Source organism: Microcoleus sp. A2-C3 (assembly GCF_036706065.1).
Lineage (GTDB): Bacteria > Cyanobacteriota > Cyanobacteriia > Cyanobacteriales > Microcoleaceae > Microcoleus.
The window spans coordinates 19,663-43,974 of sequence record NZ_JAUBVX010000017.1 but is presented as its reverse complement, the minus strand read 5'-3'; the positions used below and the strand labels follow the sequence as shown (position 1 = coordinate 43,974).

Below are 24,312 nucleotides of genomic sequence, written 5' to 3'. Positions count from 1 at the left end.
AGGAAAGCATTTCATCACCTGACGCAGTAAAGCCACGTTCGGTTTCCACCATGCAAGCAAGATCGCCCTATAGGGCGATCTTGCAGGCCGCAAACAAGTTACAATTACGTTAAGATTGATGAACATAAATAAAAAATCCCGAACTGTAGGGACTAAATAATTAGGAGGATCGACCTCGGTGAATAAACGGTGGAGAAACGCTGGACTGTACGCACTGCTGGCTATTGTAGTCATTGCCCTAGCAACCGCATTTTTTGACAAACAGCCCCCAAGTAGGGAAGTTTGGAAGTACAGCCAATTCATTCAGGAAGTCGAAGGCAAGAGAGTAGACAAAATAAATATCAGTTCCGATCGCAGCAAAGCCCTCGTAACGGCTCAAGACGGCAACAAGGTACTCGTCAACCTGCCGAATGACCCCGAACTGATCAACATCCTGACCAAAAACAACGTAGACATTTCAGTTCTGCCCCAAAACGACGAAGGCTTCTGGGTAAAAGCCCTCAGCAGCCTGTTCTTCCCGATCCTGCTCTTGGTAGGACTGTTTTTCCTGGTGCGGCGCGCCCAAAACGGGCCCGGAAACCAAGCCATGAACTTCGGCAAATCCAAAGCTAGAGTTCAAATGGAACCTCAAACTCAGGTGACATTCGGAGACGTAGCCGGCATCGAACAAGCCAAGCTAGAACTCGCCGAAGTCGTAGACTTCCTGAAAAATGCCGATCGCTTCACCGCAGTCGGAGCAAAAATCCCCAAAGGCGTACTGCTAGTGGGCCCTCCCGGAACAGGCAAAACTCTGCTCGCCAAAGCAGTGGCTGGAGAAGCAGGCGTTCCCTTCTTCTCGATTTCCGGTTCAGAATTTGTGGAAATGTTTGTGGGTGTCGGTGCTTCCCGCGTCCGCGACTTGTTTGAACAAGCTAAAACTAACGCTCCTTGCATCGTATTTATCGATGAAATTGACGCGGTAGGCCGCCAGCGGGGAGCTGGTTTGGGCGGTGGTAACGACGAACGGGAACAAACCCTGAACCAGTTGCTGACCGAAATGGACGGTTTTGAGGGCAATACAGGGATCATTTTGATTGCTGCTACAAACCGCCCCGACGTGCTGGATGCTGCGCTGCTGCGTCCGGGCCGTTTCGATCGCCAAGTTGTGGTCGATCGCCCCGATTTCTCCGGCCGCCTGGAAATTCTCAACGTTCACGCCCGCGGCAAAACCTTGTCAAAAGACGTGGACTTGGAAAAAATCGCCCGCCGGACACCCGGTTTCACAGGTGCGGATTTGGCTAACCTGCTGAATGAATCGGCAATTTTGGCCGCCCGCCGCAACTTGACCGAAGTATCGATGGATGAAGTCAATGATGCGATCGACCGCGTGCTCGCAGGCCCAGAAAAGAAAGACCGCGTGATGAGCGAAAAGCGCAAAACTTTGGTAGCTTACCACGAAGCCGGTCACGCTTTAGTTGGTGCTTTGATGCCCGACTACGACCCCGTGCAGAAAATTAGCATTATCCCCCGCGGCCGCGCTGGCGGTTTGACTTGGTTCACACCGAGCGAAGATCGGATGGATTCTGGCTTGTATTCTCGCTCTTACTTGCAAAATCAAATGGCGGTAGCTTTGGGCGGCCGCATTGCTGAAGAGATTGTCTTCGGCGAGGAAGAAGTCACGACTGGCGCTTCCAATGACTTGCAGCAAGTGGCAAGAGTAGCACGACAAATGGTAACTCGCTTCGGTATGAGCGATCGGCTCGGCCCTGTAGCTCTCGGTCGCCAACAAGGGAATATGTTCATGGGTCGCGATATCATGGCCGAACGGGACTTTTCTGAAGAAACCGCAGCCACCATCGACGATGAAGTGCGTTTGTTGGTAGAGCAAGCTTATCTGCGCGCTAAAGATGTACTGGTTGGCAATCGCCACGTCCTGAACGCTTTAGCAGAGATGCTAGTTGATAAGGAAACTGTGGATGCTGATGAATTGCAAAATTTGTTGGCTAACAGCGATGTCAAGATGGCAACTATTGCCTAATTAATTTTAGGTTTTAGATTTGAGATTTTAGGTTGAATCTAAAGTTGGAAATCTGTAATTGGGGTGGTTCTAAGATAATCTGGAATCGCCCCGATTTTTTTGTGTCGCGGGCTGTTTCAGATCAAATCCGCTGACATTGGAATTATACCAGAGTGCGATCGTCCCCGATCGCGAGGAGATCGCGAGTGATCTGGCGATCGCACTGTATCATTTGTATGTAACCGAACTTGAACTTCACCCTTGATAAACTTCTCGCCGGTGACGAACTTTACTGATATCGATCGTGCGGCTGTCGTCATCAATGGTGTAGATTACCCTGTAATCACCAATCCGAATTCGCCAACCATTTTTCTCCCCCTTTAACTTGAGACACCCCGGCGGGCGCGGGACACTTGCTAAAGCATTTATCTGGGGATAAATTCGGCTGCTGATTTCAACGGGCAGAGCATCCAGGTCTTTTTGAGCCGAACGTGCAGTAATGACCAAGTAATCAGACATTCAACATACCCTTTTTCTCAAGCTGCTGCTTAACTTCTTCCCAGGGAACTCTTGGTTCATCTTTTCTAGATTCAATGGTCAAAGAGTCATAAACATCCTCCCAGAGTTCGCCGTGCTTCTCAAATTCGAGCACCACCGCAATTTTTTCGCCTTCGCCGTCAACTAAAAACTGAAAGTCTGTCGGTTCACCGCATTCAGCCAACACATCAACCCAGAAATCGCTGTGTTCTTTGAGGTCAACAATTGCAGCGGTTTTGTTGCCTAGATTATCGGTTAAAAATTGAACGCCGCGCATATTGTAGTTTGGCATATATCGAAGTTTGTAATGTGTACTAAAATTATATCCTAGTTAGAATGATACTAATTTCCCCAAAAAAAGCAACTGTATGCCCATGTTCCAAACCATACCATAATAATCATTAGTAGACCTTTGGCTAAAGTCACCTCTTGAAACTATTTGCGTTGATCTGCGTGCATCTGCCTAGTATCTGCGGTTGATCGGCTCTATCAAAATTTCATGCAAGAGGTCTATTGATTCTCAATCTTAAATCTAAAATTTCAAATCGCATGAATCATCAATCTTGGTTGACACAACTAAAAAAACACCGGGCGATCGCAGTCATCCGTTCCTCCGAAAAGGAACTCGCTTGGCAGATGGCATCAGCGGTAGCAGCAGGCGGATTTGTGTTTATTGAAATTACTTGGAACACCCACAAAGCTGCTGAATTAATTGCCGAACTCCGCTCGGAATTTCCTACTTTTAGTATTGGTACTGGGACTTTATTAAACTTAGAACAGTTACAGGAAGCCATAGATTGCGGCGCTCAATTTTTGTTTACTCCGCACACAGATTTAGCTATGATTAAAACAGCAGTTGATGCCGGAGTGCCGATCGTCCCTGGTGCTTTTTCTCCCACGGAAATTGTGACGGCGTGGCAAGCAGGCGCTACCTGCGTTAAAGTGTTTCCGATATCCGGTTTGGGAGGCGCAGCTTACCTGAAAAGCCTGCAAGGCCCTCTGGGACACATTCCTTTGATTCCCACTGGCGGGGTGACAGTGGAAAATGCGAAGGTATTTATTGACGCTGGGGCGATCGCCGTTGGTTTGGCCGGAGACTTATTTCCGAAACACTTAGTAGAAAATCGAGATTGGCGGGCGATCGTCCAAATTGCCCAAACTCTTACCCAAAAGTTAACAATTAGTTAACCTCTCTTTCCCAATCTAAAATCTATAATCTACAATCTAAAATAGTACAATGTGTGAAACTTTCCAAATCTAAAATCTAAAATCTAAAATCGTCTTAGGTGTGAGGAATGAACAGCATTATCAACTCAACTTACTTCCGCCGCTGCGGAACTTTCTTAGCCGCTTGCGCCCTAACAGTTGCTGCATTTTCTGGGGGACAAAATCCTGCAATTGCCAGTTCGCAGCACAACAAAATTGCCAATAGAATTATGCAGTTGCAGCAATCAAGTCAGCGCTGGATAGAAATTGATTTGTCAAGACAAAGATTAATAGCTTGGGAAGGAAATCAACCTGTTTATGCAGTGACCATTTCCAGCGGCAAATCATCGACTCCCACCCGCACGGGAACCTTTGCCGTTGAAACCAAATACCGCGTTGCTAGAATGACTGGGCCGGACTACGATGTGCCCGACGTTCCCTATACAATGTATTACGACGGAGGCATGGCAATTCACGGCGCTTACTGGCACAATTTGTTTGGCAATCCCGTCACTCACGGCTGCACGAATGTAGCTGTAAATCACGCTAAATGGCTGTTCAATTGGGCCTCGGTGGGGACGCCGGTGGTGGTGCACAAATCTTAGGTTTAGGGCATTGGGCATTGGGCATTGGGCATTGGGCATTGGGCATTGGGCATAGTCAAACACTATTAGGACTGACGCATGGGTAGTCAGAAACCGGGTTTTTTGCGAAATACTTAGTTACAGCCCGCAGATTCGGTAAAAAACCCGGTTTCTTGGTCGGAGTTCATCAGTTCTGGTTTTTTTAGGCGTGCTTAATTCCTAACTTAACTGCACCACTGGTTTATCCTCCAACAACGTTTCATTCGTCAACAAATCTTCCACAGTAATCCGCAAAAATCGCTGTTCGTCCACGCGGAAGAAGATTTTGATGCGATCGCCCCCCGGATACCCCGGCGGCGTCAATTGCGCGATACTGCGAGCTCCGTCTTTGTCATTTAGCGGCTGTACCGAGGTTTGGCCCGCGATTTGGCGAGTAATCAGACGATCGCCATCAAAATAGATCTCCGTCCCGCCAGTTTCCGCTCCCAATTCACCGATAATTAATTCAATACTCGGCTGATTTTCTAAAGAAGCTCCCAAGACTAATTCTACCGGTTCGCTCATCGGATAAGACTGGCCCGATTTAATTAAACTGTGCCAACTGTGGCAATTTTCGCGGCGGTTCCAGTAGCGAATTCCGTAACTGTGATAGAGAAAATCTTTGATTTCTATGCCTTGACTCAGTTGTAGAGCACCTTGGGCGATCGCCTCAAAGGGTTTGTCGCACCGAATCTTTGCCGGCTCGAAATATTGCTCAACCCAACGCTTTACGGCGGGAATTTGTACGGTACCGCCAACGAGCAAAACTGCATCGATGTCGCCAATTTCTAAACCTTGGCGGCGCGCTTGCTGCAATACTTGATTCATGCACTCGTCGAGGTTGTCAAAAAACTGATGTTCGGCGAGGATAGATTCAAAGCCGTCACGGTCTAATTCTAATTCGTAACTTTCAAAATTTTCATCATCAAAATAAACCTCACTCGCCTTATTTACCAAAGATAACTGAATTTTTAGCCGTTCTGCCAATCTCGTTGTAATCGGAGATTTTGCTAGCTTTTGCGTTTTAACAAAATAGTCAACCAGCCAATTATCAATATCAGAACCGCCCAAATTTTGTCCGGCCTTAGCCAAAACCCTGGCTACTTTTGCCTTTTGTGCCGAAGATTCAGCTAATAATTTTTCGCCCCATTTCAGCAGAAAACCCAGGGGCTTTTTGCCAGCAGAAATGTCCAGGCGCACTAAAGAAAGGTCGAGAGTTCCGCCGCCGAAATCAATGACTAACAAAATTTCGCGATCGGCTAAACCGTAACCCAAAGCAGCCGCCGTCGGTTCGTCCAACATCCGCACCTGTTCTACTTGCAGAGATTCAGACACTTTACCCAACCAATGGCGGTAAGCTTCAAAACTATCTACCGGCACAGTAAAAATTAAAGAATCTACCGGCAAGGGGAGTTCACGAATTGAGTTGACAATTTGGCTCAAATACCATTCACCTACTCGTTCAAAATCAACAATTTGCCCGTCAATTTCCGGCACAAAACCCTGCACCGAAGTGCCAATTCCCCGCTTAAAATTGCGAAAAAACCGAGAATCTCCACTCAAATCAAGGCCTTTGTCGCGGACTTGCTGACCGAGAATAACTTTATTTTGAGCAGCGTCCTCAACGTAGAGCAAACTGGGAATTAGGGGCGGGTTTTGAGCCGAGATTGCCGACAATCCCGGTAATTTCAAAGTTTCTGGCTGCTGGATGGCCTGATTCCAGCGAGCGACGACGGTGTTGCTAGTTCCAAAGTCAATGGCGATCGTCATTGGGCCAAAATACACAGCTATTAGGGATTAGATTATATTATGGTATTTTGAGCCGCAAATGCAAACAGGCGATCGAAATGTTCTTACATGAACATTTTGTTGCAACTGAAAAGGCACGCCACTTTGATAAGCGGCACAAAACTCCCTTGTCCGCAGCAGCAAAGCTTTTACCTTCGATCTCAATACAATTTTTCAAATGTCGCGTAAAAAATGCTGGATAATGGCGATCGCAAAACAGCACTCTTAGCTCTCACACTGCTTGTCCCTGCCGCCAGTATTGGTGCAGTAACAGCATTATATATTGCCGGAAGCTGGGGACAAACACTGTCAGCCTTGTGTCAAGTTTGGTTGCTGGTTTTTCCGATCGCATGGTCTGTTTTAGTCGATCGCGTTCACCTGCGTTTCTCCCTCCCCAACCGCCGAGAATTGCTGTCTGGAGCTATTTGGGGAATATTCATGTTTGCGGTGATTGTGGGTATCTACAGCCTTTTCGGTCAGCACTGGATCGATCCGGTAGCTGCCAAAGAAAAAGCGCAGCAATTGGGTATTAGCAGCCCTAATATTTACTTGATGATTGAAGCATATTTTGTGCTAGTCAACTCGCTAATTGAAGAATTTACTTGGCGGTGGTTTGTCTGCAACAAATGCCAGATTCTGATACCGGGAAAAACAGCAATATTTCTCAGTTCACTATTTTTCACGCTCCACCACATTATTGTAATCGCAGCCTACAGCGACTGGCGCGCCGTAATTTTAGGCTCATTAGCAGTCTTCACCGCCGGGATAATTTGGTCGCACTGTTATCTGACTTACCGTTCGCTTTGGTCAAGTTATATCAGCCACGCGATCGCAGATTTAGCCCTGGCAATTATTGCTTGGCAAATCCTCTTTAACTAGCCACTTTTTTAGCAACTATAGCCCAATACGCGATTTTTAACACTTTTTGTCCGCAGCGATCGCGCCCCAGAGCAATCTCCGTGTCTATTTTTCACATCGTTATGACTGCGGGACTGTCTTAACTCAACCTTATTCGGCTCTGCTGGGATTTAGACTGATGCTGCGCCACAATTTAAACCTAATTTGTTCCCATTGAGAGATGCTTTGTGTTAAAATATCTGTTTTAAATCATAGATTTTGTTGCGCTGGCGAGCGCATAATGCTAACTATGTGAAAACTGGTAAACCATATCGCTGCAAGCATCGGCAGCACAACGCCCAAAAGTACGCCGATTGTGATTCGGAATCGCCAACTCAGGAAAAATGATTCTTTCATAACAGGATTTTTTTGTAAGCGAACTCGTTTGATACATACCGCTAAGCTGGGCCTACTACTTAAGAGTCAAGGTTGCCATGATCTATCTCACTGTATCCTGAGAATTTCTTTGATTTCTACACGATCATTTGATAATTTACGGAACTTGGTTTTTGCGGTAATTACTTAGACAGGATTTCCGCACGTTACATACTCGGTGGAGAAGTGGCAGTCACTTTTGGGGATGCTTTCAGGCGATCGCCTGCCATTAACAACTGCCAAACTCAGGCAGTTAATTAAATTGATACCGATGAAACTCTATGTTCTGTCGCGATTACAAAACCTACCTTTTCAAGCAGTGCCGGACGCATCAAACGGTTTTTTCACACCTCTACGACAAGAGAGCGAGGGATAGTCAAAAAAACAGGTTTTTTTCCTGATTAGTCTATCCATGACTGTGATTCCCGCGATCCCTTTCTGGATTAGCTCGCACCTGTGCAGGTAGTTGAGCCAATAACCATCTCTTAATCCCGAAAAAATATCATATTTTTAAGCAATACTGACTGTACGTATAGTCACTCAAAAAGCACAGTCAACGAGTCATATTTATAGCTATGGGAGCTATCGAAAATCCATATTTTAAAATTAAAAAATTGGTAAGAATTCAGGTCACTGAAATCCTTGCTGGGCAAAGACTTTAGCTCTGGAGCTTGATGCTAAATAAATTTCTATTCTCAATAAATGACGAAAAATGACAGTTTTTCGTCATTTATTGAGAATCAACAGATCAGGACAAAAGCCCTTATTTTGCCCTAAAACCCTTGCCAGACAAGCGTTGGAGCCGCAAGTTGTTAGACCTGAATCCTTACAAAAATTGCATCTAGTTGTTTTTAGTATAAAGTTTTTTTGACCGCGATTTTCATCTGCGGAATATTGTGACGATGGCTACCTTTACCCAATGCTAAAGTTGGGTGAATTTCGGTTTACCGTACCTCTCTGTCGGTAAGATAAGCAAGTGATGTTATGTTAGACACGAAGTATTTATAACTTCGTATTGGTAGCAAAAAAAGCTGCTGTCAGAGCGGGTATCTGTCTTTAGAAGTAACTTTCGCAGACATCAAATAATCTCCCTACAGGAACTGTTTCAGGATCGAATCAATCATTACTATAAATTGAATGACCGCGACATTGTGGATCGATACTGGGGTGTTGCGAACAGTCCCTAGGTTTGATTCTATGTACACACCGGGAAAGTGGTAATTAATCTTCACCCGCCCCTCTTTCCTGTCGGCTCTCACAAAGCGCACTCATCGCAGTGCCGAAACCGAGTCGGATTCTTTAGCGGGAGTTAAACATGAAAATCACCTTTGTTCTTCCTACTCTGTGTCTGACTGGTGGAATTCGAGTAATATCTATTTTCGCAGAACTCTTGAAACAACGAGGACACTCGGTGTTCGTCATCTCTGTACCCCATGTTCAACCGAGTCTGCGCCAGCAAGCCAAGTCGCTGCTGCGGGGAAGGGGTTGGATTTCGACACCTGAAAACGAGCCATCATTTTTCAATAATTTGAGTGTAGAACACAAAATTATCGATCGCTGGCGCCCCATAGAAGACAAAGATGTACCTAACGCTGACGTAGTAGTTGCCACCTGGTGGGAAACAGCCGAGTGGGTAGCAAAACTCTCTCCCAGCAAAGGAGCAAAAGCTTATTTTATCCAGCACCATGAAGTTTTTGACTATCTACCTGAAGGTAGAGTTGAAGCAACTTGGATGCTGCCCATGCACAAAATTACGATCTCTGACTGGTTAGTTGACCTAGCTCGGACTAAATACGGCGATCGCCAAGTTTCCTTAGCTCCTCCGAGCGTTGACACCAAGCAATTTTATGCCTGTCCTCGCCACAAACAATCGGTTCCGACAATTGGCATGATGTACTCTACAATTTACTGGAAAGGAACCGACATCGCCCTGAAAGCTTTTTCCCTAGCTGCTGAAAAAATTCCCAACCTGCGTCTGGTTGCCTTCGGTGTAGATGCCCCATCCTCCGAATTGCCGCTACCGGCCAATGCCGAGTATATAATTCAACCCGACCAAGACAAACTCAAAGACTCTTACAGCAAATGCGATGCGTGGCTGCTGGCGAGTCGCTCTGAAGGCTTCGGCTTGCCAATTATCGAAGCGATGGCGTGCCGCACTCCCGTCATCAGTACCCCAGCAGGCGCTGCTCCTGAAATTCTGAGTGGCGGTACTGGCATACTTGTAAGACCAGAAGATCCCGAAGAAATGGCAAAAGCCATAGAATCTATCTGTCAGTTGTCCAATGCCGAGTGGCAAGCCATGTCCGAAGCCGCCTATGCTAAGGTCATCAATTACTCTTGGGAAGATGCCACGGAGCATTTTGAAGCAGGATTGAAAGTTGCTGTAGAGAAATCTCAACAGCGTGACGTTAACATAGTTTCCTGTTCTCCCTACTATGCCGAAGCAGCACTATGCGGCGTCGGCAGCGGCGCCGGAAAAAGTTAAGCTTTGATCTTAACAGCAGCAATTTGAAATTCTGCGGTAGTCAAGCGAGCGCGGGATTCTGCGTAAGAACTCAATTATCGTTTGGTGGGGTGCTTCTGCTAAAACTCATATCGCCCGTGTCCTGTTTTCTACCCAACAGTCTCGACACGACTTCTGACCGCATCTACCTAAAAGACTGGTTCAATCTTACCGCTGGCCAAAATCTCAAGCCTAGTTCAACAGATGTTTTAAAGCTGACGCCGTTACAGGTTAGACTGGTCTAGTCCTCAAACATCTCCCGATTTCTGATTGAGAAAAAGTCCCTGACGACCAAGTAAGGTCGGCTCTACTATCAAGTTACGATCGCCTCCAACATTCACCTACACCTTGCAGTAAAGCCAAAAAGAGACTCATAAGTTTGAACGAACTACGATCGAGAAGTTTGAGGAACCAGTTTTGATCTTCTACATCTACCTAGTTTATGAAAATTACTTTTGTCCTTCCTACCCTTGCTCTTACAGGTGGCATGAGAGTTTTATCTATCTACACAAAAATTCTCCAAAAGCGAGGACACACAATATTTATCGTCTCTACACCCCCGGAACGACCAAGTTTGATAGAACAATTGCTCTCTGTGCTCAGAGGTAAGGGTTGGGAACCCACTTCGCTGAAAAAATGGTCTTATTTTGACAATGTAGATGTCGAAAGTCGAGTGATCGAAACCTGCCGTCCAGTTACCGACATTGACGTACCTGATGCCGATATTATCATGGCTACTTGGTGGGAAACTGCTGAGTGGGTGTCTAAACTCTCCCCGAGCAAAGGAGCGAAAGTATATTTTCTCCAACACTACGAGGCTTTTGACTACACACCAAAAGATCGAGTAGATGCAACTTGGTGGCTGCCGATGCACAAAATTGCCGTGGCTAAGTGGCTGGAAGACAAGGCTAGGAATGAATTTAAGAATTTGTCTGTATCTCTCGTCCCACCAACCGTGGATACCGAACAGTTTCACGATCCTCAGTCGCGGAAATCGGGGCAGCCGCGAGGCAAGCAGTCAGTTCCCACAGTCGGGATGTACTATTCTATAGCTCCTTGGAAAGGCTCTGCTCTTGCCATTAAAGCTTTCAAGCTAGCGGCTGCAAGAATCCCTAACCTTCGTTTAGTTGCCTTTGGTTCCGGCGAAACCCCTCCTCCAGATTTGTTGCAGCAGAATAGTGAGTATCATAGGATACCTAGTCAAGACGAACTCAAAGAACTTTACAGCAAATGCGATGCTTGGCTGTTTGCCAGCAGCACCGAAGGCTTCGGCTTGCCAATTTTAGAAGCGATGGCTTGTAGCACTCCAGTCATCGGCACTCCTGCTGGCGCGGCTCCGGAACTCCTCGCTGGTGGGGGTGGAATACTTGTCAAGCCAGAAGACCCAGAGGATATGGCAAAAGCGATCGAGCAGATTTGTCAGTTGTCTGATGCCGAATGGCGGGCAATGTCCGAGACCGCTTTGGAGATGGTGATTAATTATACCTGGGAAGATGCAACTGATCTCTTCGAGGCTGCACTGTACACGGCACTGGAAGGTCAGTCACAATTAACGGACAAGCCGTAAAATAGAGGTGGATTTAAAAGATTGGGGTTGGGCGATCGTAAGAGCTAGAATTTAGATCCGGGAAATAAAGTAGTCTTTCTACCATTTTACTGCGACAAAAAACATATGGCTATATTAATCCCAATTACTATGTTCGGTTTGATTCCGGTCGTTCTTTACTTGTTTGTGAGGTTTCCGACTCAGCGGGCAGTAATTATCACTTTTGTGGCAGCGTGGCTGTTTTTACCACAAGTTTCTTATCCCATCCCCCTATTTCCGGCGTATACCAAAGTTTCGGCATCTTGCTACGCCATTTTGCTGGGTGTGATTATCTACGATACTGAGCGCATCACCAAATTTAAGCTTGGTTGGCTGGATGTGCCAATGGTAATTTGCTGTTTGTCTCCAATTATTTCACAACTTACTAATGGTGGCAGCCCGATTTCTCCGACTTTCAACCAAATCGTTACTTGGGGTCTGCCTTATTTTTTGGGACGGTTGTATATGGGTAGTTTAGACGGGCTGCGACAATTGGCGATCGGGATTTTTGCAGGTGGGTTGGCCTACATTCCTTTTACTTTACTTGAAGGGGTTAAGGGCCCAATTCTGCACCAAATGGTTTACGGCGTCAATGCCTTTGAGGACTGGGGTCAAGCAAGGCGTATGGGCGGGTGGAGACCCGTAGTGTTTATGCAGCACGGTTTGATGGTGGGAATGTGGATGATGACAGCCGCCTTAATCGCAGTTTGGCTCTGGCAAACTGGGACGCTCAAAAAGTTTCAGGGCAAAAGCATTAAGACTCTAGCAATTGTATTAACTATCGCTTTTTTTCTGTGCCGTTCTACTGGCGCCTACAGTTTATTTGCGATCGCGTTGTTCATATTATTTTCTGCCAAGTGGTTTCGCACTTCTTTACCGCTGCTATTGGTAATTGGATATATAGCGTTTTATCTGTACGTAGCCGCATCGGGTCAATTTTCGAGCAAAGACGTGATGGCTGTTGTCAATCCCATATTTGGAGAAGAACGAGCCGCCTCTCTGAAGTTTAGATTTGACATGGAAGAGATATTGGGGGAAAAAGCGCGGCAAAAATTTCTTTTTGGCTGGGGGGATTCGGGCGGAAACCGCGTGTACAACCAGTACGGTACAGATATCTCGGTCACCGACAGCTTGTGGATTATTGCATTTGGTACTAACGGTGCAGTCGGTTTAGCTAGTTTATTTTCTTCATTGTTACTTCCTGTTATCGTCTTTTGCCTGTTCAAGTATCCCGCCAGAACCTGGTCTAATCCCAAAGTAGCGCCCGCTGCGGTCCTGGGAGTAGCCTTAACTATGTATATGTTTGACTGTGTGTTGAACGCTATGACTAACCCGATTTTTGCGCTCATTGCTGGAGGAATATCGGGTCTGGTTTTAAAAGCTCCAGAAAGTCTTAAGGCCAAGAAAACCATTTCGCCGCCAAGAAGACAGTCGCTAGTTCACCAAAAATCATCCTAATTTTCCAGCTTTGAGCGCGCTCAAAGCTGGAAAATCTCTTGCATTTTCTAGATAGAAAACTTTAAAAATCTACCACCTTTGTATTAAATCTAGTTCGGGAGTTGCGATCTCTTTCTCAGTCGATCAAAATTAGTGTAAAAGAATATTGATTACATTAATTAGCAAGGGTTCAAATATTAGCACGGAATTGTGTTTTTATTGAAACTGTGTTACGAGTTGTAAACCGAACTGGGTTTATATACTGTTTGCTAAAACGAGCAGATTCTTTACAGAATCTTTAAAAATCCTGACTCGACAGGTAGGCTGTAGGGAGATATACTAAAGAAAGTATATTCACCCCCACGCCCAAGTAGTAAAAACACTCTTGGTATAGTGTGGGTTATTGTTTGACTTGTAGTTGAATATTAAGGCTGGATGGGAATAACAAAAATGAAAACAGTTAATTTATTGAACATAGTGATAGATAACTTTACGATTTTAGAGTTGTTTGAAAAACTAGACGATGAAGGCGGTGTCGTATTTACACCCAATGTAGACCACTTAATTAAGTTGCAATATGACCGCGACTTCTATGAAGCTTATAATACATCTAGTTATAGAGTCTGCGACAGTCAAATCTTGATGTATGCCTTAAAGTTTTTGGGTACTCCTATCAAGGAAAAGATTTCTGGTTCTGACTTGTTTCCGGCATTTTATATGTATCACAAAGATCACGAGGAAATTAAAATATTTTTGCTAGGAGCTGCGGTCGGAATTGCTAAGAAAGCCCAGGAAAAAATCAATCAAAAAATTGGTAGAGAAATAGTGGTTGAAGCACTTTCTCCTTCTTTTGGCTTTGAAAAAAATGAGGCAGAGTGTGAGGCAATAATTGAGGCGATCAATCAATCAGGAGCTACAGTTCTGGCTATAGGAGTGGGAGCGCCTAAGCAAGAGAAGTGGCTGGTTAAATATAGGAGCAAATTCACACACGTGAAAGTTTTCTTAGCCGTAGGTGCAACCATTGATTTTGAAGCTGGTTGCAAAGCAAGATCTCCCAAATGGATGAGCGAAGTCGGTATAGAATGGGCGTACCGACTGTTAAGCGAACCAAGAAGGTTGTGGAGAAGATATTTGATAGAAGGTCTGCCATTTTTTAGATTAATAGTAGAACAAAAATTAGGGTTTTATAAAATGCCTTTCGTTGATAGTTAAACCACGAAGCTAGAATGGAAAGGCGGTTCCAAAACACTGGATCTACAAATCAATAAGGTCAATGAATCCGAGTATGATATCGGGCGTTTAAATTCAGCCCCAGACGGATGGAATCTGTGGAAAGTGCGATCGCCCTTTCTGCCAAAAATATTCATTTTTGGTTTCAAATCCAGGTAAAATCGAAAGGAAACCTTTCTTGCAAATCCCTAACTAGGGATTTAAATCATGAATTTGCCTTCTTTCTTGTGGTTGTGGAAAATAGCAGCTTGGTCAATGGGCGTTTCCCTGTTAGCTTACCTGTTGCTGGCCGTTACTGGAACCTGGATGTTTGCCGCCCGCAGTACGAAACAGCCGCGCCCGAAATGGCTGCGTCCCTTTCATTTGGCGACTGGTACGGGGATGGCGACTTTGGTAATTTTATTGTTGGGAATTGGCGTAGTCGGTACGCTGGGATACTACGGCAATTTGGGTCACTCGGCTCATTTACCAGCGGGGTTAGCTGTTGTGGCTTTGGTGTTGGTTTCGGTTGGTAGCGGGCTGCAAATTGGCCCTAAACATCCTTGGGCGCGTCCCCTTCATATTGGCGCTAATTTGGCTTTGTTTGGGGGATTTGTGATTGTGTTGCTCACAGGATGGACTATTGTACAAAAATATTTACCAAAAGTTTAACGTTTGTAGTCAGGACTTCAGTCCTCAAAGTTTTAATTCGACTGAAGTCCCTACTACAAACCTGCTGCTTTAGCTGTGAAATCTAAGATATGTTGAGCGGTAATTTGCGGTTTTTCTAAGTGGGGAACGTGCCCGCAGTCGGGTATCCAAATTAGTTTAGAATTTACGATCGCACTTTTAAACTTTTCTGCATCCGCAATCCCTAAAATTCTATCTTGTTTTCCCCACAAAATCAAGGTCTGCTGCTGAATTTGGGAAAGTTTTTTCCCAAAACCGCCGTAACCGCCGCTTTTGGTAAACGCAATTAAAGCTTGATTCCAGTTGGGCATTTCCAAGTGCAAAGCAGCGCAAGTTTGTGCATCTACAGAAGCTAAGGTTTCGTCGAAATAAGCATTGACGCTAATTTTTTGACGAATTTTAGGGTTTCGCAAAAAGGAAGTTGCTAGAGTTCCTAAAGGAGGAATTAAAAATTTACCCTTATTAGGAGTGATCGCAAAACCTGCACTGTCTATTAATACTAATTTTTTGACTGCTTCGGGATGATTTAGGGTAAAGTCTATTGCTGCTGCACCTCCCATCGACGCGCCAACTAAGATTACTGGTTGCGAAATTAGCGTTTTCCAGAAATAGTATAGATGACTTCCAATCGCCTTTTGACTGAATGGCAAACCTGCCACTCTTTCTGTAAAGCCAAAACCTAACAAGTCAATTGCCCAAGTCTCATTTTTTTTGGCTAGAAGCGGTAACAGACGGCGATATTCAAACACGGAACTGTCGAAGCCGTGAATTAGCAAAATAGGTGTGTTTCCGCTGCCTTGATGCACGTAGGTTGTGGCAATTGGTTCGGAAGTTAGACTCGTTGTAATTGCTGACTGTTGAATGCTTTGGGCTAAGCCGATTGAGGTGGATTCTGTGAGTTGTGCGATCGACTTTGGGAGAAAACTTGCTGGCATAATGCTTGATAAATTGTGAATTCGTAGCGCAGGTGCTCCCGCGATCGCCCTAAGACTTAAGTATATGCTCGATCGCCCTTATTTAAGTATTTAGGTCGATCGCTACTTAAGTATCGCTCAGCCTGACTTAAGGATGAGTTTGCTGGTATCTGATAAAATATTTGAGAATTGTTGCCAATAATTATTTTTTAGTTTACTATGCTTAAGGGCAGTAAGTCTTACTTGCTTGCAGTTAAAGCGCAAATCAGCATCTAGCGCCAGAGAGATTAAAACTAGGAACCGGCCAAAAACCCGTCTAGTGTCTAGGCGCTGGGAATAGCTTCACAAATATTCAAGGCTAAAGAGTGCGCTAGAACGGGAAATTTATCCCTATCTGCGATTGTCTATCGATCGTATTGAGAATATATCTCAAGTCGATCGTACCAGCAAGCCAGACAACTTGTTATTAAAGTCGATCGACTTCCAAAACAGATGAACCAACCATACAGCCAACAGAACCAAGAGTCAAACCCCTCACAGTTCAAGGGTTTTACCTTTTACGGCGAGACACCAGAAGTCTCTCAAACCGAAGACAGCAGCATAGAAGCTCAACCAGACTCATCTCAGACTAAATCATTTCCGCTAGCAATGGCAAGCATCGGCGACAAGCTGCGGATAGTCAAACTCAAGGGTTCAGAAGGCACTGTGCGTCGCCTCATCGGCATGGGATTTGTCTCCGGTATCGAAGTTCAAATCATCAGCAATTCTGGCGGTTCAGTGATTGTGGCAATAGGCGACAATCGCATCGGTTTGGGGGCGGGTATGGCACAGAAAATTATGTGCACGAATTAAGGGAATTGCCATAAATCTACAGCAATCTTATTTCATTTGTGAACAAGATTTTTTTTATTAACCGCAGAGGGCGCAGAGGGCACAGAGGAAGAGAAAAGAGAGATATTCACAAATGCTGAGAGGGTTGTTACATTCAAGACTTTGATTGAATTTGTACAAATTTAGACTGAATCAAAAAAAGAAATGAACGAGAAGAAACAACTGGGAGATTTAGCTGTTGGCAGCACCGCAAAAGTGGTTGGCTATGAGAAAACAGCCCGCGCTTATAAAGGCAAATTGTTAGCAATGGGATTGACACCGGGAACCGAATTCACTGTTACTCGCCACGCACCTCTGGGAGATCCCGTAGAAATCTTAGTGCGGGGTTTCAAACTCAGTTTACGCAAAGATGAAGCAAAAACTCTATTTGTAGAGGAGGTGAAATAATGGCTAAGCAAATTATTGGATTGGTGGGTAATCCCAACTGTGGTAAAACTACTTTATTTAATGCTTTGACAGGTGCTAACCAGCGAGTGGGCAACTGGCCTGGTGTCACCGTCGAACGCAAAGAGGGAAAATATACTCACGATGGTTTACCAATTACTATCGTTGACTTGCCAGGGGTTTATTCTCTTGATGCTGAAGACGGAGATACTGGCCTTGACGAATTGGTAGCGCGAGATTATTTGCTATCTCGCGAAGCTGATGTAATTATTAATATTGTTGATGCTTCCAATATAGAGCGAAATTTGTATCTCAGCACCCAAATTTTAGAGATGCGTGTGCCCATGATAGTAGCGCTAAATATGATGGATGTTGCCAAAGAACGAGATACCAAAATTGATGTTAGCAAACTCGCAGAACGCCTCGGCTGTATGGTAGTGCCAATGAGTGCTGCGTCAAATGACGGATTGCCACTGCTGCGGGATGCTGTGAATAAGGCGCTACAAAAGCCGATCGTACCATCTGCTTATGTCGCTTATCCGGCTGCGATCGAAGATGCGATCGCCCAACTCATCCCGCACATCGAAAAACACAGCCCAAATCGCAACGTCGATGCCCGCTGGACAGCCCTGAAACTCCTAGAATACCAGGATGAGGTCGCCCCGGAACTCGCAAATACAGAATTAGAAAAAATAGTCGTCCCGCACCGCCGCAGAGTCCACGAAACCCTCGATGACGACTTGGATATTATCATCGCCGACAGTCGGTACACCTACATCCGCACCCTCACCCAAGGCGTAACCGAATGTTCCAGGGAAATCAAAACCAACCTTTCCGACAAAATCGACCAAGTTGTGCTTAACCGCTGGTTAGGTATTCCCGTATTCTTGATGGTGATGTACTTCATGTTCACCATTTCGATTAACGTTGGCGCAGTGTTTATTGACTTTTTTGACATTTTGTTTGGGACAATTTTTGTAGACGGTTTAGCTGCTGTTTTAGAAAGCGTCAATTCTCCTGGATGGTTGATTGGACTGCTGGCAAAAGGTGCTGGCGGTGGCATTCAAACCACAGCTACTTTTATTCCCCAAATTGGGATGATGTTCTTGTGTTTGTCTGCCCTAGAAGACTCTGGCTACATGGCGCGGGCAGCCTTTGTTATGGACAGATTAATGCGATTTGTCGGACTTCCCGGCAAGTCCTTTGTGCCGATGATGGTAGGTTTTGGGTGCAACATCCCCGGAATTATGGCGACGCGGACATTGGAAAATAAGCGCGATCGCACAATGACGATTATGATGAATCCATTCATGTCTTGTAGTGCCAGATTAGCAGTTTACGCCCTATTTTGTGGCGCATTCTTCCAAGTCGGTGGTCAAAACATGGTGTTAGGACTTTATCTGTTAGGAATTTTAGCCGCAGTTCTCACCGGGCTAATCTTAAAAAATACCCTTTTGCAAGGAGAAGCTGCACCGTTTGTAATGGAACTCCCGCCCTACCACATTCCCAAGCTCAAAGGAGTGCTACTGCGGACTTGGGATAGATTGCAAGCTTTTATCAAAAAGGCCGGAATTGCGATCGTGATCATGGTGGTTATACTAGGATTCATGAGCTCAGTGGGCACCGACGGTTCCTTCGGCAAAGACAACAGCAAAGACTCAATTCTTAGTGCAGTCGGCCGCGCGGCAACACCTGTATTTACACCAATGGGAATCACCCAAGAAAACTGGCCCGCCACCGTCGGTTTGCTAACAGGAGTATTTGCCAAAGAAGTAATGGTTGGAACCTTAGATTCATTGTACACCCAACTAGCAGACGAACAAAAAGCAGCCAGTGGAGAACCGGAAAAAGAAGAAGAATTTAGTTTCTGGGGAAATATCGGCAAAGCATTTTTTAGCATACCAGAGAATCTTACAAAACTTCCCGGTCAACTTTTCGATCCCCTCGGCTTAAATTCTGCTAATATTACCGACCAAAAACAAGCGGAAGAAGACCAAGGTATCTCTGGTAGCACCTACGGACAAATGTCCCAGCGGTTCGGTTCCAATCAAGCAGCTTTTGCTTATTTGCTTTTTGTATTGCTGTACTTTCCCTGCGTCTCCGCAACGGCTGCGCTTTACCGCGAAACTAACTTAGGTTGGACAATATTTGCGGCTGCTTGGACTACTGGTTTAGGTTACTGGGTTGCAGTTCTCTATTATCAAGTCGCGACATACGCAGAGCATCCAGAATCTTCAGTTATTTGGGTAGTGATACTGGCAATAGCTATGACCCTGACACTTGCGGGATTAAAAATGGCTGGTGCAAAACGCCCCAAACGGCGCGAAGCAATAAGTCAATAACTGTAGGGTGCGTCGCCATCGAAAATCCCTAAAGAAAGATCACAATCTCACAGCGATGCACCGGTGCAAAATAGATTGACTCGGACAAGTCTGTTGGGTGGGGGCGGGTTTACAATATTATTTATTTTTGCCATAAATTGTTTGTGAACCCGCCCCTACAAACCCTAAAATTATTAACCAATGAATTCACAAAAAAAACATCCCAAGCTCCTGTAGGGGCGGGTTCACCAACCATCTATAGAAAAGACAAAAAATCTCATAAACCCGCCCCAACCCGACCACTATTCACATCAACATCTTACGACAAGAAAGGATAAAAACCATGATTTTAAGCGAAATTCAACAGTTTATTTCCGAAAATAAAAGAGCTTCTATCGCCGATTTAAAACTCCATTTTCGGATGGACGGCGATGCTTTGCGCGGAATGCTCAACCGCCTGATGCGTAAAGGCCGCATCAGTAAAATGGCAGAGGCAAAAAAGTGCGGCGGATGTCACAGTTGCGCTGACGATGCTACGGAGATTTATGTCTGGGTAAATGCCGATAAATCCTCACCTGTATAGGAACCAGTGTCTGCAAATTGCCATTAAATTCGACAAATTCAGGGTGCTAACTCAACAATTGTCCTACAGCAATCGCCATCAATCCCAAACCTCCCTTTTCCTCTCTAACTCTGCGCCCTCTGCGCCCTCTGCGGTTAATAAAAAAATCTTGTTCATAGCTCAAATACAATTGCTATGAAATCATTAATTCCTCTCGACTACGGCAGCAACCAAATCCTTGTTTGATGGGTGTTTCACTGGTAAATAAATGGCAAATTCAGCTTCCTGACCTATTTTGGAATTCACTTCAATTCTACCCTCATGCTTCTCAATAATTTGGTAGGAAATCGAGAACCCTAAACCAGTCCCTTTCCCGACAGGTATGGATTCCTCGATAATTGTCATCATTGGAATGGGATACTTAAAATTTAAAATCTAAAACTGGTTGGCGGCTGTATAGAGATAGCCAAAAATTTAATATTTCTTCCCCGACTTGTTCTGGATAGAAGTGATGGAAAAAATGCCGCCCGTCTGGACATTCCCAAAGCCGATCGCCTTTTTTGAGAAATTTCGACCAGCGTCGCATCACAATAGGAGATACCACAAAATCGGTTTTGCTACTACATATCAACAAAGGTACTTCTACACCCTCATCGCGGGAATTATTCATCCTAAATAAGGAGTGAGGACAAGGAGAACAGGCTAAATCATCCTCAAAATATGGTATAAATTTTTGATTGATACTTTGATTTTGGAATCCCAGCATATCGCTAACCATTTGAGTTAAAACTTGTTTCCCACTCCAGGGAAAAGCTGCAAGATGCGTATAGTAATGTGCTTGCCAATTAACCGCAGATGGTATACCGACACCTAAAAGTCCCAAAGAACTTACTTTGTGAGGATAGCGACGCGCATACATTAAACCAACTAATCCACTGGTACTGTGACCAATGAGATGAATTGGGCGATCGCGCAATGTTAAAAAATCGTGCAAAAGCTCAACAGCCATATCCAAAGAGCAAGCTTCGTCTTCAGTTTGTTGGTATTCCCATACTTGCACGGGTACAGAATCGTTTAAGTAGGAAAGCAGCGATCGATCGAAGCATTGCAAACTCGGACTTACACTTAACCAAAGCACATCATCTGAACTAAATTTCATCTATTTTAAGTTGGAGATCGAGTTATTTATGACTTAAGTATAACGTTTGAATGTAGGGTGTGCAATGCGCACTTTACCGCTACTAATTAGGTGGGCATAAAAAATATCAGGAAATAGAAAGAGGGCGGGTTTTGCCTTGATCAACTGCGTGATATCATAGACTCTTAACTAAACCCGCCCCTACCAGATACCATTATTTTTTCGCAATGACCTACTTACTAGCAGTCTACAAACTAAATTCTTTCTTGAGTTGAGATACCCAAGATTTGATCCGCGCTTCCGTCAGATCGGATTGGTTGTCTTCATCAATAGCAAGACCTAAAAACTTGCCATTAACTACAGCTTTAGATTCATTGAAATCATAACCGTCTACCGGCCACTGACCGACAGTTTCGCCGCCCTGTTCCGAGATTTTTTCAGCCAAAATCCCCATCGCATCCATAAAATTATCCGGGTAGCCTTCTTGGTCGCCAGTTCCCAAATAAGCTATTTTTTTGCCGCTAAAATCAATATCATCAAGTTCTGGGAAGAAACCATCCCAATCGCTTTGCAGTTCGCCGATGTTCCAAGTCGGACAAGCGATAATCAGACATTCGTATTCAGCAAAATCATCATTGTCAATGCTGCCGATTTCGTGCAAAGTTACGATATCGCCGCCAAATTCATCTCGAATCATGTCAGCGATAGATTCAGTTTTGCCAGTTGTAGTTCCGTAGAAAAGACCAATTGTTTTTGACATTTTTACTCCGAGTGTGAAATTTGATAGTGTTTGATATTTCTTTGTTTTGAGTCAGGATTTGGCATTTCTTGTCTGCAATTCAGACAAAAATAGTAGACGCGATTGTGGCTAACCTGAGAAATTAGAGAGTCAAGGCAGCAAGGACACTGTTTTTTCATCTGCTTAAAGTTGAAAATTAATCAACCAAGCTGACTCACTCAGATCGGGGTCGGGTTCGCAGTCAATTAGTAATAGATTCAGCGTCGTTTGTACTTTTAGACTGCGCGGGATGCCGGCGGGTACAAACACAAATACTCCCGGTGTTAAAGTGACTGTGCGATCGCACACCGTGAGAGTTCCCACTCCTTCTAAGACGGCTATGCTGACATCTGTGGAGTGATCCAAGTCGGGTATTTCGGAATTTCTACCCAAACTGATCAGTTTTTGGCTGGTCGGTTGTCCGTTGCCGATTCGCGAGGCTGACGCGGAAACTATTGCTGCTGTCACGGTGATTGACCTCCAGGTACTGTTAACTTCCGGTAGTTATTGCAATTAATATTCAATAAGCTACCATACAATTTAGATAAATTGTCAAGACTTAAATATTAATATTTGTTACAAAAAGGTGGCTTTACTGGAGACTTTGGGGAAATTACAGCCTTAAATTCAGACCTAGCGGTAGTTTTGGGCGATCGGGCCCGAATGTGAGGTTGTTTAATTTTCAAAATACTTGCTAAATATTTGCATTTATCTGTTAAAATCTTGGGCAGGTTGGAGGCGGATTTGTCGATCGACCAAATCCGCCCCCAACCTGCCACTAATGACAACCGGCTAATTCTTCGCCCCTACGCCAACATACATAATCGAGGTATCCTGATTAATTTGGATTTTAAACAATCCAGACTTTTTGTAATCAATATAGTTAGCGATATTAGAGAGTAGCACTTGAGAAACTTGTTGGAAACTTGCCAGCGAAGGAAATAGCTGCTTTCCACTTGTAAAATTTCCCCAAAAACCGTGCATTTCGGACAAAATGGCGCCCATTTCTCCAAACATATCAAAACCTTTAATTTTAATCTTGCCAAAACCCGTATCCCGCATTACCACAGAAAGTTCCTCCGGGGTAATAAACTTTTCCCAATCGTGAACGCCTCGCTTAATTTCCTGCAAGATATTTTCCATCAGTTCAATCATCACAATTTGCGAGGAAAAAGTTCGGTTGATTGTATCAAAAAAGAACAGTCCTCCGGGCTTGAGAATTCTGTGAACCTCTGACACAACTTGTTTGTAATCGGCAACGTGTTCTAAAACATCTACGCAGATTACAACATCGAAGGTATTGTCAGCGTAGGGCATATTTTCGGCAAAGCCTTGACGGTAGTCAATTTCAAAACCGCTGGTAACTGCGTGATTCTGCGCTGCTACAATACATTTGTGCGATCGATCTATTCCAGAAACCACCGCGCCTCTCTCGGCCATAAACTCGCAAGAAAAACCGCCGCCGCATCCGACATCTAAGGTTTTCAGCCCTCGCCAATTCGTTGCGTGTCTGTCGAAAAACTCAAATCTAGGTTTATTTAGATGGTAAAGAGCATAGATTTTAGCATTTTCGTCCCACCAATTATCAGCATTTTCGTCATAAAATTCTAGATCGTTTTTTAATTCTGTTTTCCTGGACACGATTTTTTCAATCCTGATTGATGAAAGATATAGATGCAGTTGTGAATCGCCACAGTTTTTTATTATAATAGTTTTGCCATAAATTTCAACCAGATGGATCGCGTTTCTATTATCATCCCAACCCTCAACGAAGCGACTTGTCTGGAACGCACCTTGCGCCAACTGAGCATTCTCAATCCTCCTGCTTGGGAGGTTTTGGTGGTAGACGGTGGCAGTCAAGACGAAACAGTGGCGATCGCACTTTCCGCCGCCACCCGTGTTATTTTTAGCAGTATGCCGGGACGTTCCGTGCAAATGAATTTAGGTGCGGAAACCGCTACAGGCGAAATTCTGTGCTTCCTCCACGCCGATACTTTGGTTCCCGACGACATCGTAGCAGTTATCCAAAACACATTATCCGATCCGAAAATTGTCGGCGGCGGATTTATTTCCCTGATGGCTGGTTCGCAGCACACAAGATGGGGTTTTTCGCTGCACAATTACCTAAAAACTTACTACGCGCCGCTGCTATTTCGCCCTCATTTGTTTGTTAAAGGATTACGCTTGCTGTTTGGGGATCAAGTTATTTTTTGCCGCCGCACTGATTTTTGGGAATGCGCAGGTTTTGATGTGGCACTACCAATTATGGAGGAGGCAGATTTATGTTTAAAATTGGTGCGGCGGGGTAAAATTAAGTTAGTTAATCGGGTTGTGGAAAGCAGCGATCGCCGAGTGGCGCATTGGGGCGAATTTAAATCAATTTGTATCTATCTTGCGATCGGTTTTTTGTGGGGTTTTGGCGTTGATCCGAAATGTCTCAAGCAGTTTTATGAAGACATCCGCTGAAACACAAAATTA

General features: G+C 44.7%; 23 protein-coding genes. 14 read left to right on the top strand and 9 right to left on the bottom strand.

Annotated elements, in window-relative coordinates; translation table 11 throughout:
- The first annotated feature begins 178 nt into the window (after positions 1-178).
- Positions 179-2,017 (top strand): ATP-dependent zinc metalloprotease FtsH3, encoded by a 1,839-nt coding sequence (gene ftsH3 / locus QUB66_RS11910; protein ID WP_265237790.1) that lies wholly within the window; start codon positions 179-181, stop codon positions 2,015-2,017.
- A gap of 234 nt (positions 2,018-2,251) precedes the next feature.
- Here the strand turns inward: ftsH3 and QUB66_RS11905 are convergent, their stop codons facing one another.
- Together QUB66_RS11905 and QUB66_RS11900 are read right to left on the bottom strand one after the other, a co-directional pair.
- A complete protein-coding gene (locus QUB66_RS11905; RefSeq protein ID WP_265237788.1) occupies positions 2,252-2,515 on the bottom strand; it encodes a type II toxin-antitoxin system RelE family toxin in 264 nt (87 codons plus the stop codon).
- Positions 2,508-2,825 carry a hypothetical protein gene (locus QUB66_RS11900; RefSeq protein ID WP_332967941.1) on the bottom strand — a complete coding sequence of 106 codons (318 nt, stop codon included), beginning with the start codon at positions 2,823-2,825 and terminating at the stop codon, positions 2,508-2,510. The genes QUB66_RS11905 and QUB66_RS11900 overlap by 8 nt, the downstream gene beginning before the upstream one ends.
- A gap of 257 nt (positions 2,826-3,082) precedes the next feature.
- Here QUB66_RS11900 and QUB66_RS11895 point away from each other — a divergent pair, with 257 nt between their 5' ends.
- On the top strand, positions 3,083-3,721 hold the full coding sequence (locus QUB66_RS11895; protein WP_265237784.1) for a bifunctional 4-hydroxy-2-oxoglutarate aldolase/2-dehydro-3-deoxy-phosphogluconate aldolase: 639 nt from the start codon (positions 3,083-3,085) through the stop codon (positions 3,719-3,721).
- Between the two features lie 107 nt (positions 3,722-3,828).
- The gene (locus tag QUB66_RS11890; RefSeq protein WP_265237782.1) at positions 3,829-4,344 is read left to right on the top strand and encodes a L,D-transpeptidase; all 516 of its coding nucleotides are present in this window, start codon (positions 3,829-3,831) and stop codon (positions 4,342-4,344) included.
- A 198-nt stretch (positions 4,345-4,542) separates the two neighbouring features.
- Here QUB66_RS11890 and QUB66_RS11885 read toward each other — a convergent pair whose 3' ends face one another.
- Positions 4,543-6,132, bottom strand: coding sequence for an Hsp70 family protein (locus QUB66_RS11885; RefSeq protein ID WP_332967983.1), 1,590 nt, complete (start codon positions 6,130-6,132; stop codon positions 4,543-4,545).
- Between the two features lie 210 nt (positions 6,133-6,342).
- Between QUB66_RS11885 and QUB66_RS11880 the strand changes: the two genes are divergently transcribed.
- The 6 genes from QUB66_RS11880 (at position 6,343) to QUB66_RS11855 (ending at position 14,828) form a co-directional block, all read left to right on the top strand.
- Positions 6,343-7,029, top strand: coding sequence for a CPBP family intramembrane glutamic endopeptidase (locus tag QUB66_RS11880; protein WP_332967939.1), 687 nt, complete (start codon positions 6,343-6,345; stop codon positions 7,027-7,029).
- Between the two features lie 1,708 nt (positions 7,030-8,737).
- Positions 8,738-9,907 carry a glycosyltransferase family 4 protein gene (locus QUB66_RS11875; RefSeq protein ID WP_265237779.1) on the top strand — a complete coding sequence of 390 codons (1,170 nt, stop codon included), beginning with the start codon at positions 8,738-8,740 and terminating at the stop codon, positions 9,905-9,907.
- Between the two features lie 460 nt (positions 9,908-10,367).
- The gene (locus tag QUB66_RS11870; protein WP_332967938.1) at positions 10,368-11,492 is read left to right on the top strand and encodes a glycosyltransferase family 4 protein; all 1,125 of its coding nucleotides are present in this window, start codon (positions 10,368-10,370) and stop codon (positions 11,490-11,492) included.
- 105 nt (positions 11,493-11,597) lie between these two features.
- Positions 11,598-12,968 carry an O-antigen ligase domain-containing protein gene (locus QUB66_RS11865; RefSeq protein WP_265237777.1) on the top strand — a complete coding sequence of 457 codons (1,371 nt, stop codon included), beginning with the start codon at positions 11,598-11,600 and terminating at the stop codon, positions 12,966-12,968.
- A gap of 429 nt (positions 12,969-13,397) precedes the next feature.
- A complete protein-coding gene (locus tag QUB66_RS11860) occupies positions 13,398-14,159 on the top strand; it encodes a WecB/TagA/CpsF family glycosyltransferase (RefSeq protein WP_265237775.1) in 762 nt (253 codons plus the stop codon).
- A 225-nt stretch (positions 14,160-14,384) separates the two neighbouring features.
- Entirely contained in the window at positions 14,385-14,828 is a 444-nt protein-coding gene (locus QUB66_RS11855) for a DUF4079 domain-containing protein (RefSeq protein ID WP_265237773.1), read from the top strand.
- Positions 14,829-14,881: 53 nt separating this feature from the next.
- On the opposite strand, the gene QUB66_RS11850 is transcribed toward QUB66_RS11855, so the two are convergent.
- Positions 14,882-15,781 (bottom strand): alpha/beta fold hydrolase, encoded by a 900-nt coding sequence (locus QUB66_RS11850; RefSeq protein WP_332967936.1) that lies wholly within the window; start codon positions 15,779-15,781, stop codon positions 14,882-14,884.
- 471 nt (positions 15,782-16,252) lie between these two features.
- On the opposite strand from QUB66_RS11850, the gene QUB66_RS11845 reads away from it, so the two are divergent.
- The 4 genes from QUB66_RS11845 to QUB66_RS11830 all read left to right on the top strand — a co-directional run bounded on the left by QUB66_RS11845 (position 16,253) and on the right by QUB66_RS11830 (position 19,939).
- Positions 16,253-16,612, top strand: coding sequence for a FeoA family protein (locus tag QUB66_RS11845; protein WP_332967935.1), 360 nt, complete (start codon positions 16,253-16,255; stop codon positions 16,610-16,612).
- A 183-nt stretch (positions 16,613-16,795) separates the two neighbouring features.
- A complete protein-coding gene (locus QUB66_RS11840; RefSeq protein ID WP_265237767.1) occupies positions 16,796-17,038 on the top strand; it encodes a FeoA family protein in 243 nt (80 codons plus the stop codon).
- Entirely contained in the window at positions 17,038-19,377 is a 2,340-nt protein-coding gene (feoB, locus tag QUB66_RS11835; protein WP_332967933.1) for a Fe(2+) transporter permease subunit FeoB, read from the top strand. Before QUB66_RS11840 ends, feoB begins: the two co-directional genes overlap by 1 nt.
- A gap of 322 nt (positions 19,378-19,699) precedes the next feature.
- Entirely contained in the window at positions 19,700-19,939 is a 240-nt protein-coding gene (locus QUB66_RS11830; protein WP_265237763.1) for a FeoC-like transcriptional regulator, read from the top strand.
- A gap of 183 nt (positions 19,940-20,122) precedes the next feature.
- On the opposite strand, the gene QUB66_RS11825 is transcribed toward QUB66_RS11830, so the two are convergent.
- The 5 genes from QUB66_RS11825 to ubiG all read right to left on the bottom strand — a co-directional run bounded on the left by QUB66_RS11825 (position 20,123) and on the right by ubiG (position 23,475).
- Positions 20,123-20,323 carry an ATP-binding protein gene (locus tag QUB66_RS11825; RefSeq protein WP_265237806.1) on the bottom strand — a complete coding sequence of 67 codons (201 nt, stop codon included), beginning with the start codon at positions 20,321-20,323 and terminating at the stop codon, positions 20,123-20,125.
- 16 nt (positions 20,324-20,339) lie between these two features.
- On the bottom strand, positions 20,340-21,077 hold the full coding sequence (locus QUB66_RS11820) for an alpha/beta fold hydrolase (protein WP_332967932.1): 738 nt from the start codon (positions 21,075-21,077) through the stop codon (positions 20,340-20,342).
- Between the two features lie 226 nt (positions 21,078-21,303).
- On the bottom strand, positions 21,304-21,816 hold the full coding sequence (gene fldA, locus QUB66_RS11815) for a flavodoxin FldA (protein WP_332967931.1): 513 nt from the start codon (positions 21,814-21,816) through the stop codon (positions 21,304-21,306).
- Positions 21,817-21,978: 162 nt separating this feature from the next.
- Positions 21,979-22,302 carry a cupin domain-containing protein gene (locus QUB66_RS11810; RefSeq protein ID WP_332967930.1) on the bottom strand — a complete coding sequence of 108 codons (324 nt, stop codon included), beginning with the start codon at positions 22,300-22,302 and terminating at the stop codon, positions 21,979-21,981.
- Positions 22,303-22,626: 324 nt separating this feature from the next.
- Entirely contained in the window at positions 22,627-23,475 is an 849-nt protein-coding gene (ubiG, locus tag QUB66_RS11805; RefSeq protein WP_265237756.1) for a bifunctional 2-polyprenyl-6-hydroxyphenol methylase/3-demethylubiquinol 3-O-methyltransferase UbiG, read from the bottom strand.
- 93 nt (positions 23,476-23,568) lie between these two features.
- Between ubiG and QUB66_RS11800 the strand changes: the two genes are divergently transcribed.
- Positions 23,569-24,300 carry a TIGR04283 family arsenosugar biosynthesis glycosyltransferase gene (locus tag QUB66_RS11800; protein ID WP_332967929.1) on the top strand — a complete coding sequence of 244 codons (732 nt, stop codon included), beginning with the start codon at positions 23,569-23,571 and terminating at the stop codon, positions 24,298-24,300.
- The last annotated feature ends 12 nt before the right edge of the window (positions 24,301-24,312 follow it).

What these genes read in the sequence shown, in the direction of transcription:
- QUB66_RS11905 (WP_265237788.1), bottom strand. Translation starts at nt 2,515, where the DNA reads ATGTCTGATTACTTGGTCATTACTGCACGTTCGGCTCAAAAAGACCTG.
- QUB66_RS11900 (WP_332967941.1), bottom strand. Translation starts at nt 2,825, where the DNA reads ATGCCAAACTACAATATGCGCGGCGTTCAATTTTTAACCGATAATCTA.
- QUB66_RS11895 (WP_265237784.1), top strand. Translation starts at nt 3,083, where the DNA reads ATGAATCATCAATCTTGGTTGACACAACTAAAAAAACACCGGGCGATC.
- QUB66_RS11890 (WP_265237782.1), top strand. Translation starts at nt 3,829, where the DNA reads ATGAACAGCATTATCAACTCAACTTACTTCCGCCGCTGCGGAACTTTC.
- QUB66_RS11885 (WP_332967983.1), bottom strand. Translation starts at nt 6,132, where the DNA reads ATGACGATCGCCATTGACTTTGGAACTAGCAACACCGTCGTCGCTCGC.
- QUB66_RS11880 (WP_332967939.1), top strand. Translation starts at nt 6,343, where the DNA reads ATGCTGGATAATGGCGATCGCAAAACAGCACTCTTAGCTCTCACACTG.
- QUB66_RS11875 (WP_265237779.1), top strand. Translation starts at nt 8,738, where the DNA reads ATGAAAATCACCTTTGTTCTTCCTACTCTGTGTCTGACTGGTGGAATT.
- QUB66_RS11870 (WP_332967938.1), top strand. Translation starts at nt 10,368, where the DNA reads ATGAAAATTACTTTTGTCCTTCCTACCCTTGCTCTTACAGGTGGCATG.
- QUB66_RS11865 (WP_265237777.1), top strand. Translation starts at nt 11,598, where the DNA reads ATGGCTATATTAATCCCAATTACTATGTTCGGTTTGATTCCGGTCGTT.
- QUB66_RS11860 (WP_265237775.1), top strand. Translation starts at nt 13,398, where the DNA reads ATGAAAACAGTTAATTTATTGAACATAGTGATAGATAACTTTACGATT.
- QUB66_RS11855 (WP_265237773.1), top strand. Translation starts at nt 14,385, where the DNA reads ATGAATTTGCCTTCTTTCTTGTGGTTGTGGAAAATAGCAGCTTGGTCA.
- QUB66_RS11850 (WP_332967936.1), bottom strand. Translation starts at nt 15,781, where the DNA reads ATGCCAGCAAGTTTTCTCCCAAAGTCGATCGCACAACTCACAGAATCC.
- QUB66_RS11845 (WP_332967935.1), top strand. Translation starts at nt 16,253, where the DNA reads ATGAACCAACCATACAGCCAACAGAACCAAGAGTCAAACCCCTCACAG.
- QUB66_RS11840 (WP_265237767.1), top strand. Translation starts at nt 16,796, where the DNA reads ATGAACGAGAAGAAACAACTGGGAGATTTAGCTGTTGGCAGCACCGCA.
- feoB (WP_332967933.1), top strand. Translation starts at nt 17,038, where the DNA reads ATGGCTAAGCAAATTATTGGATTGGTGGGTAATCCCAACTGTGGTAAA.
- QUB66_RS11830 (WP_265237763.1), top strand. Translation starts at nt 19,700, where the DNA reads ATGATTTTAAGCGAAATTCAACAGTTTATTTCCGAAAATAAAAGAGCT.
- QUB66_RS11825 (WP_265237806.1), bottom strand. Translation starts at nt 20,323, where the DNA reads ATGACAATTATCGAGGAATCCATACCTGTCGGGAAAGGGACTGGTTTA.
- QUB66_RS11820 (WP_332967932.1), bottom strand. Translation starts at nt 21,077, where the DNA reads ATGAAATTTAGTTCAGATGATGTGCTTTGGTTAAGTGTAAGTCCGAGT.
- fldA (WP_332967931.1), bottom strand. Translation starts at nt 21,816, where the DNA reads ATGTCAAAAACAATTGGTCTTTTCTACGGAACTACAACTGGCAAAACT.
- QUB66_RS11800 (WP_332967929.1), top strand. Translation starts at nt 23,569, where the DNA reads ATGGATCGCGTTTCTATTATCATCCCAACCCTCAACGAAGCGACTTGT.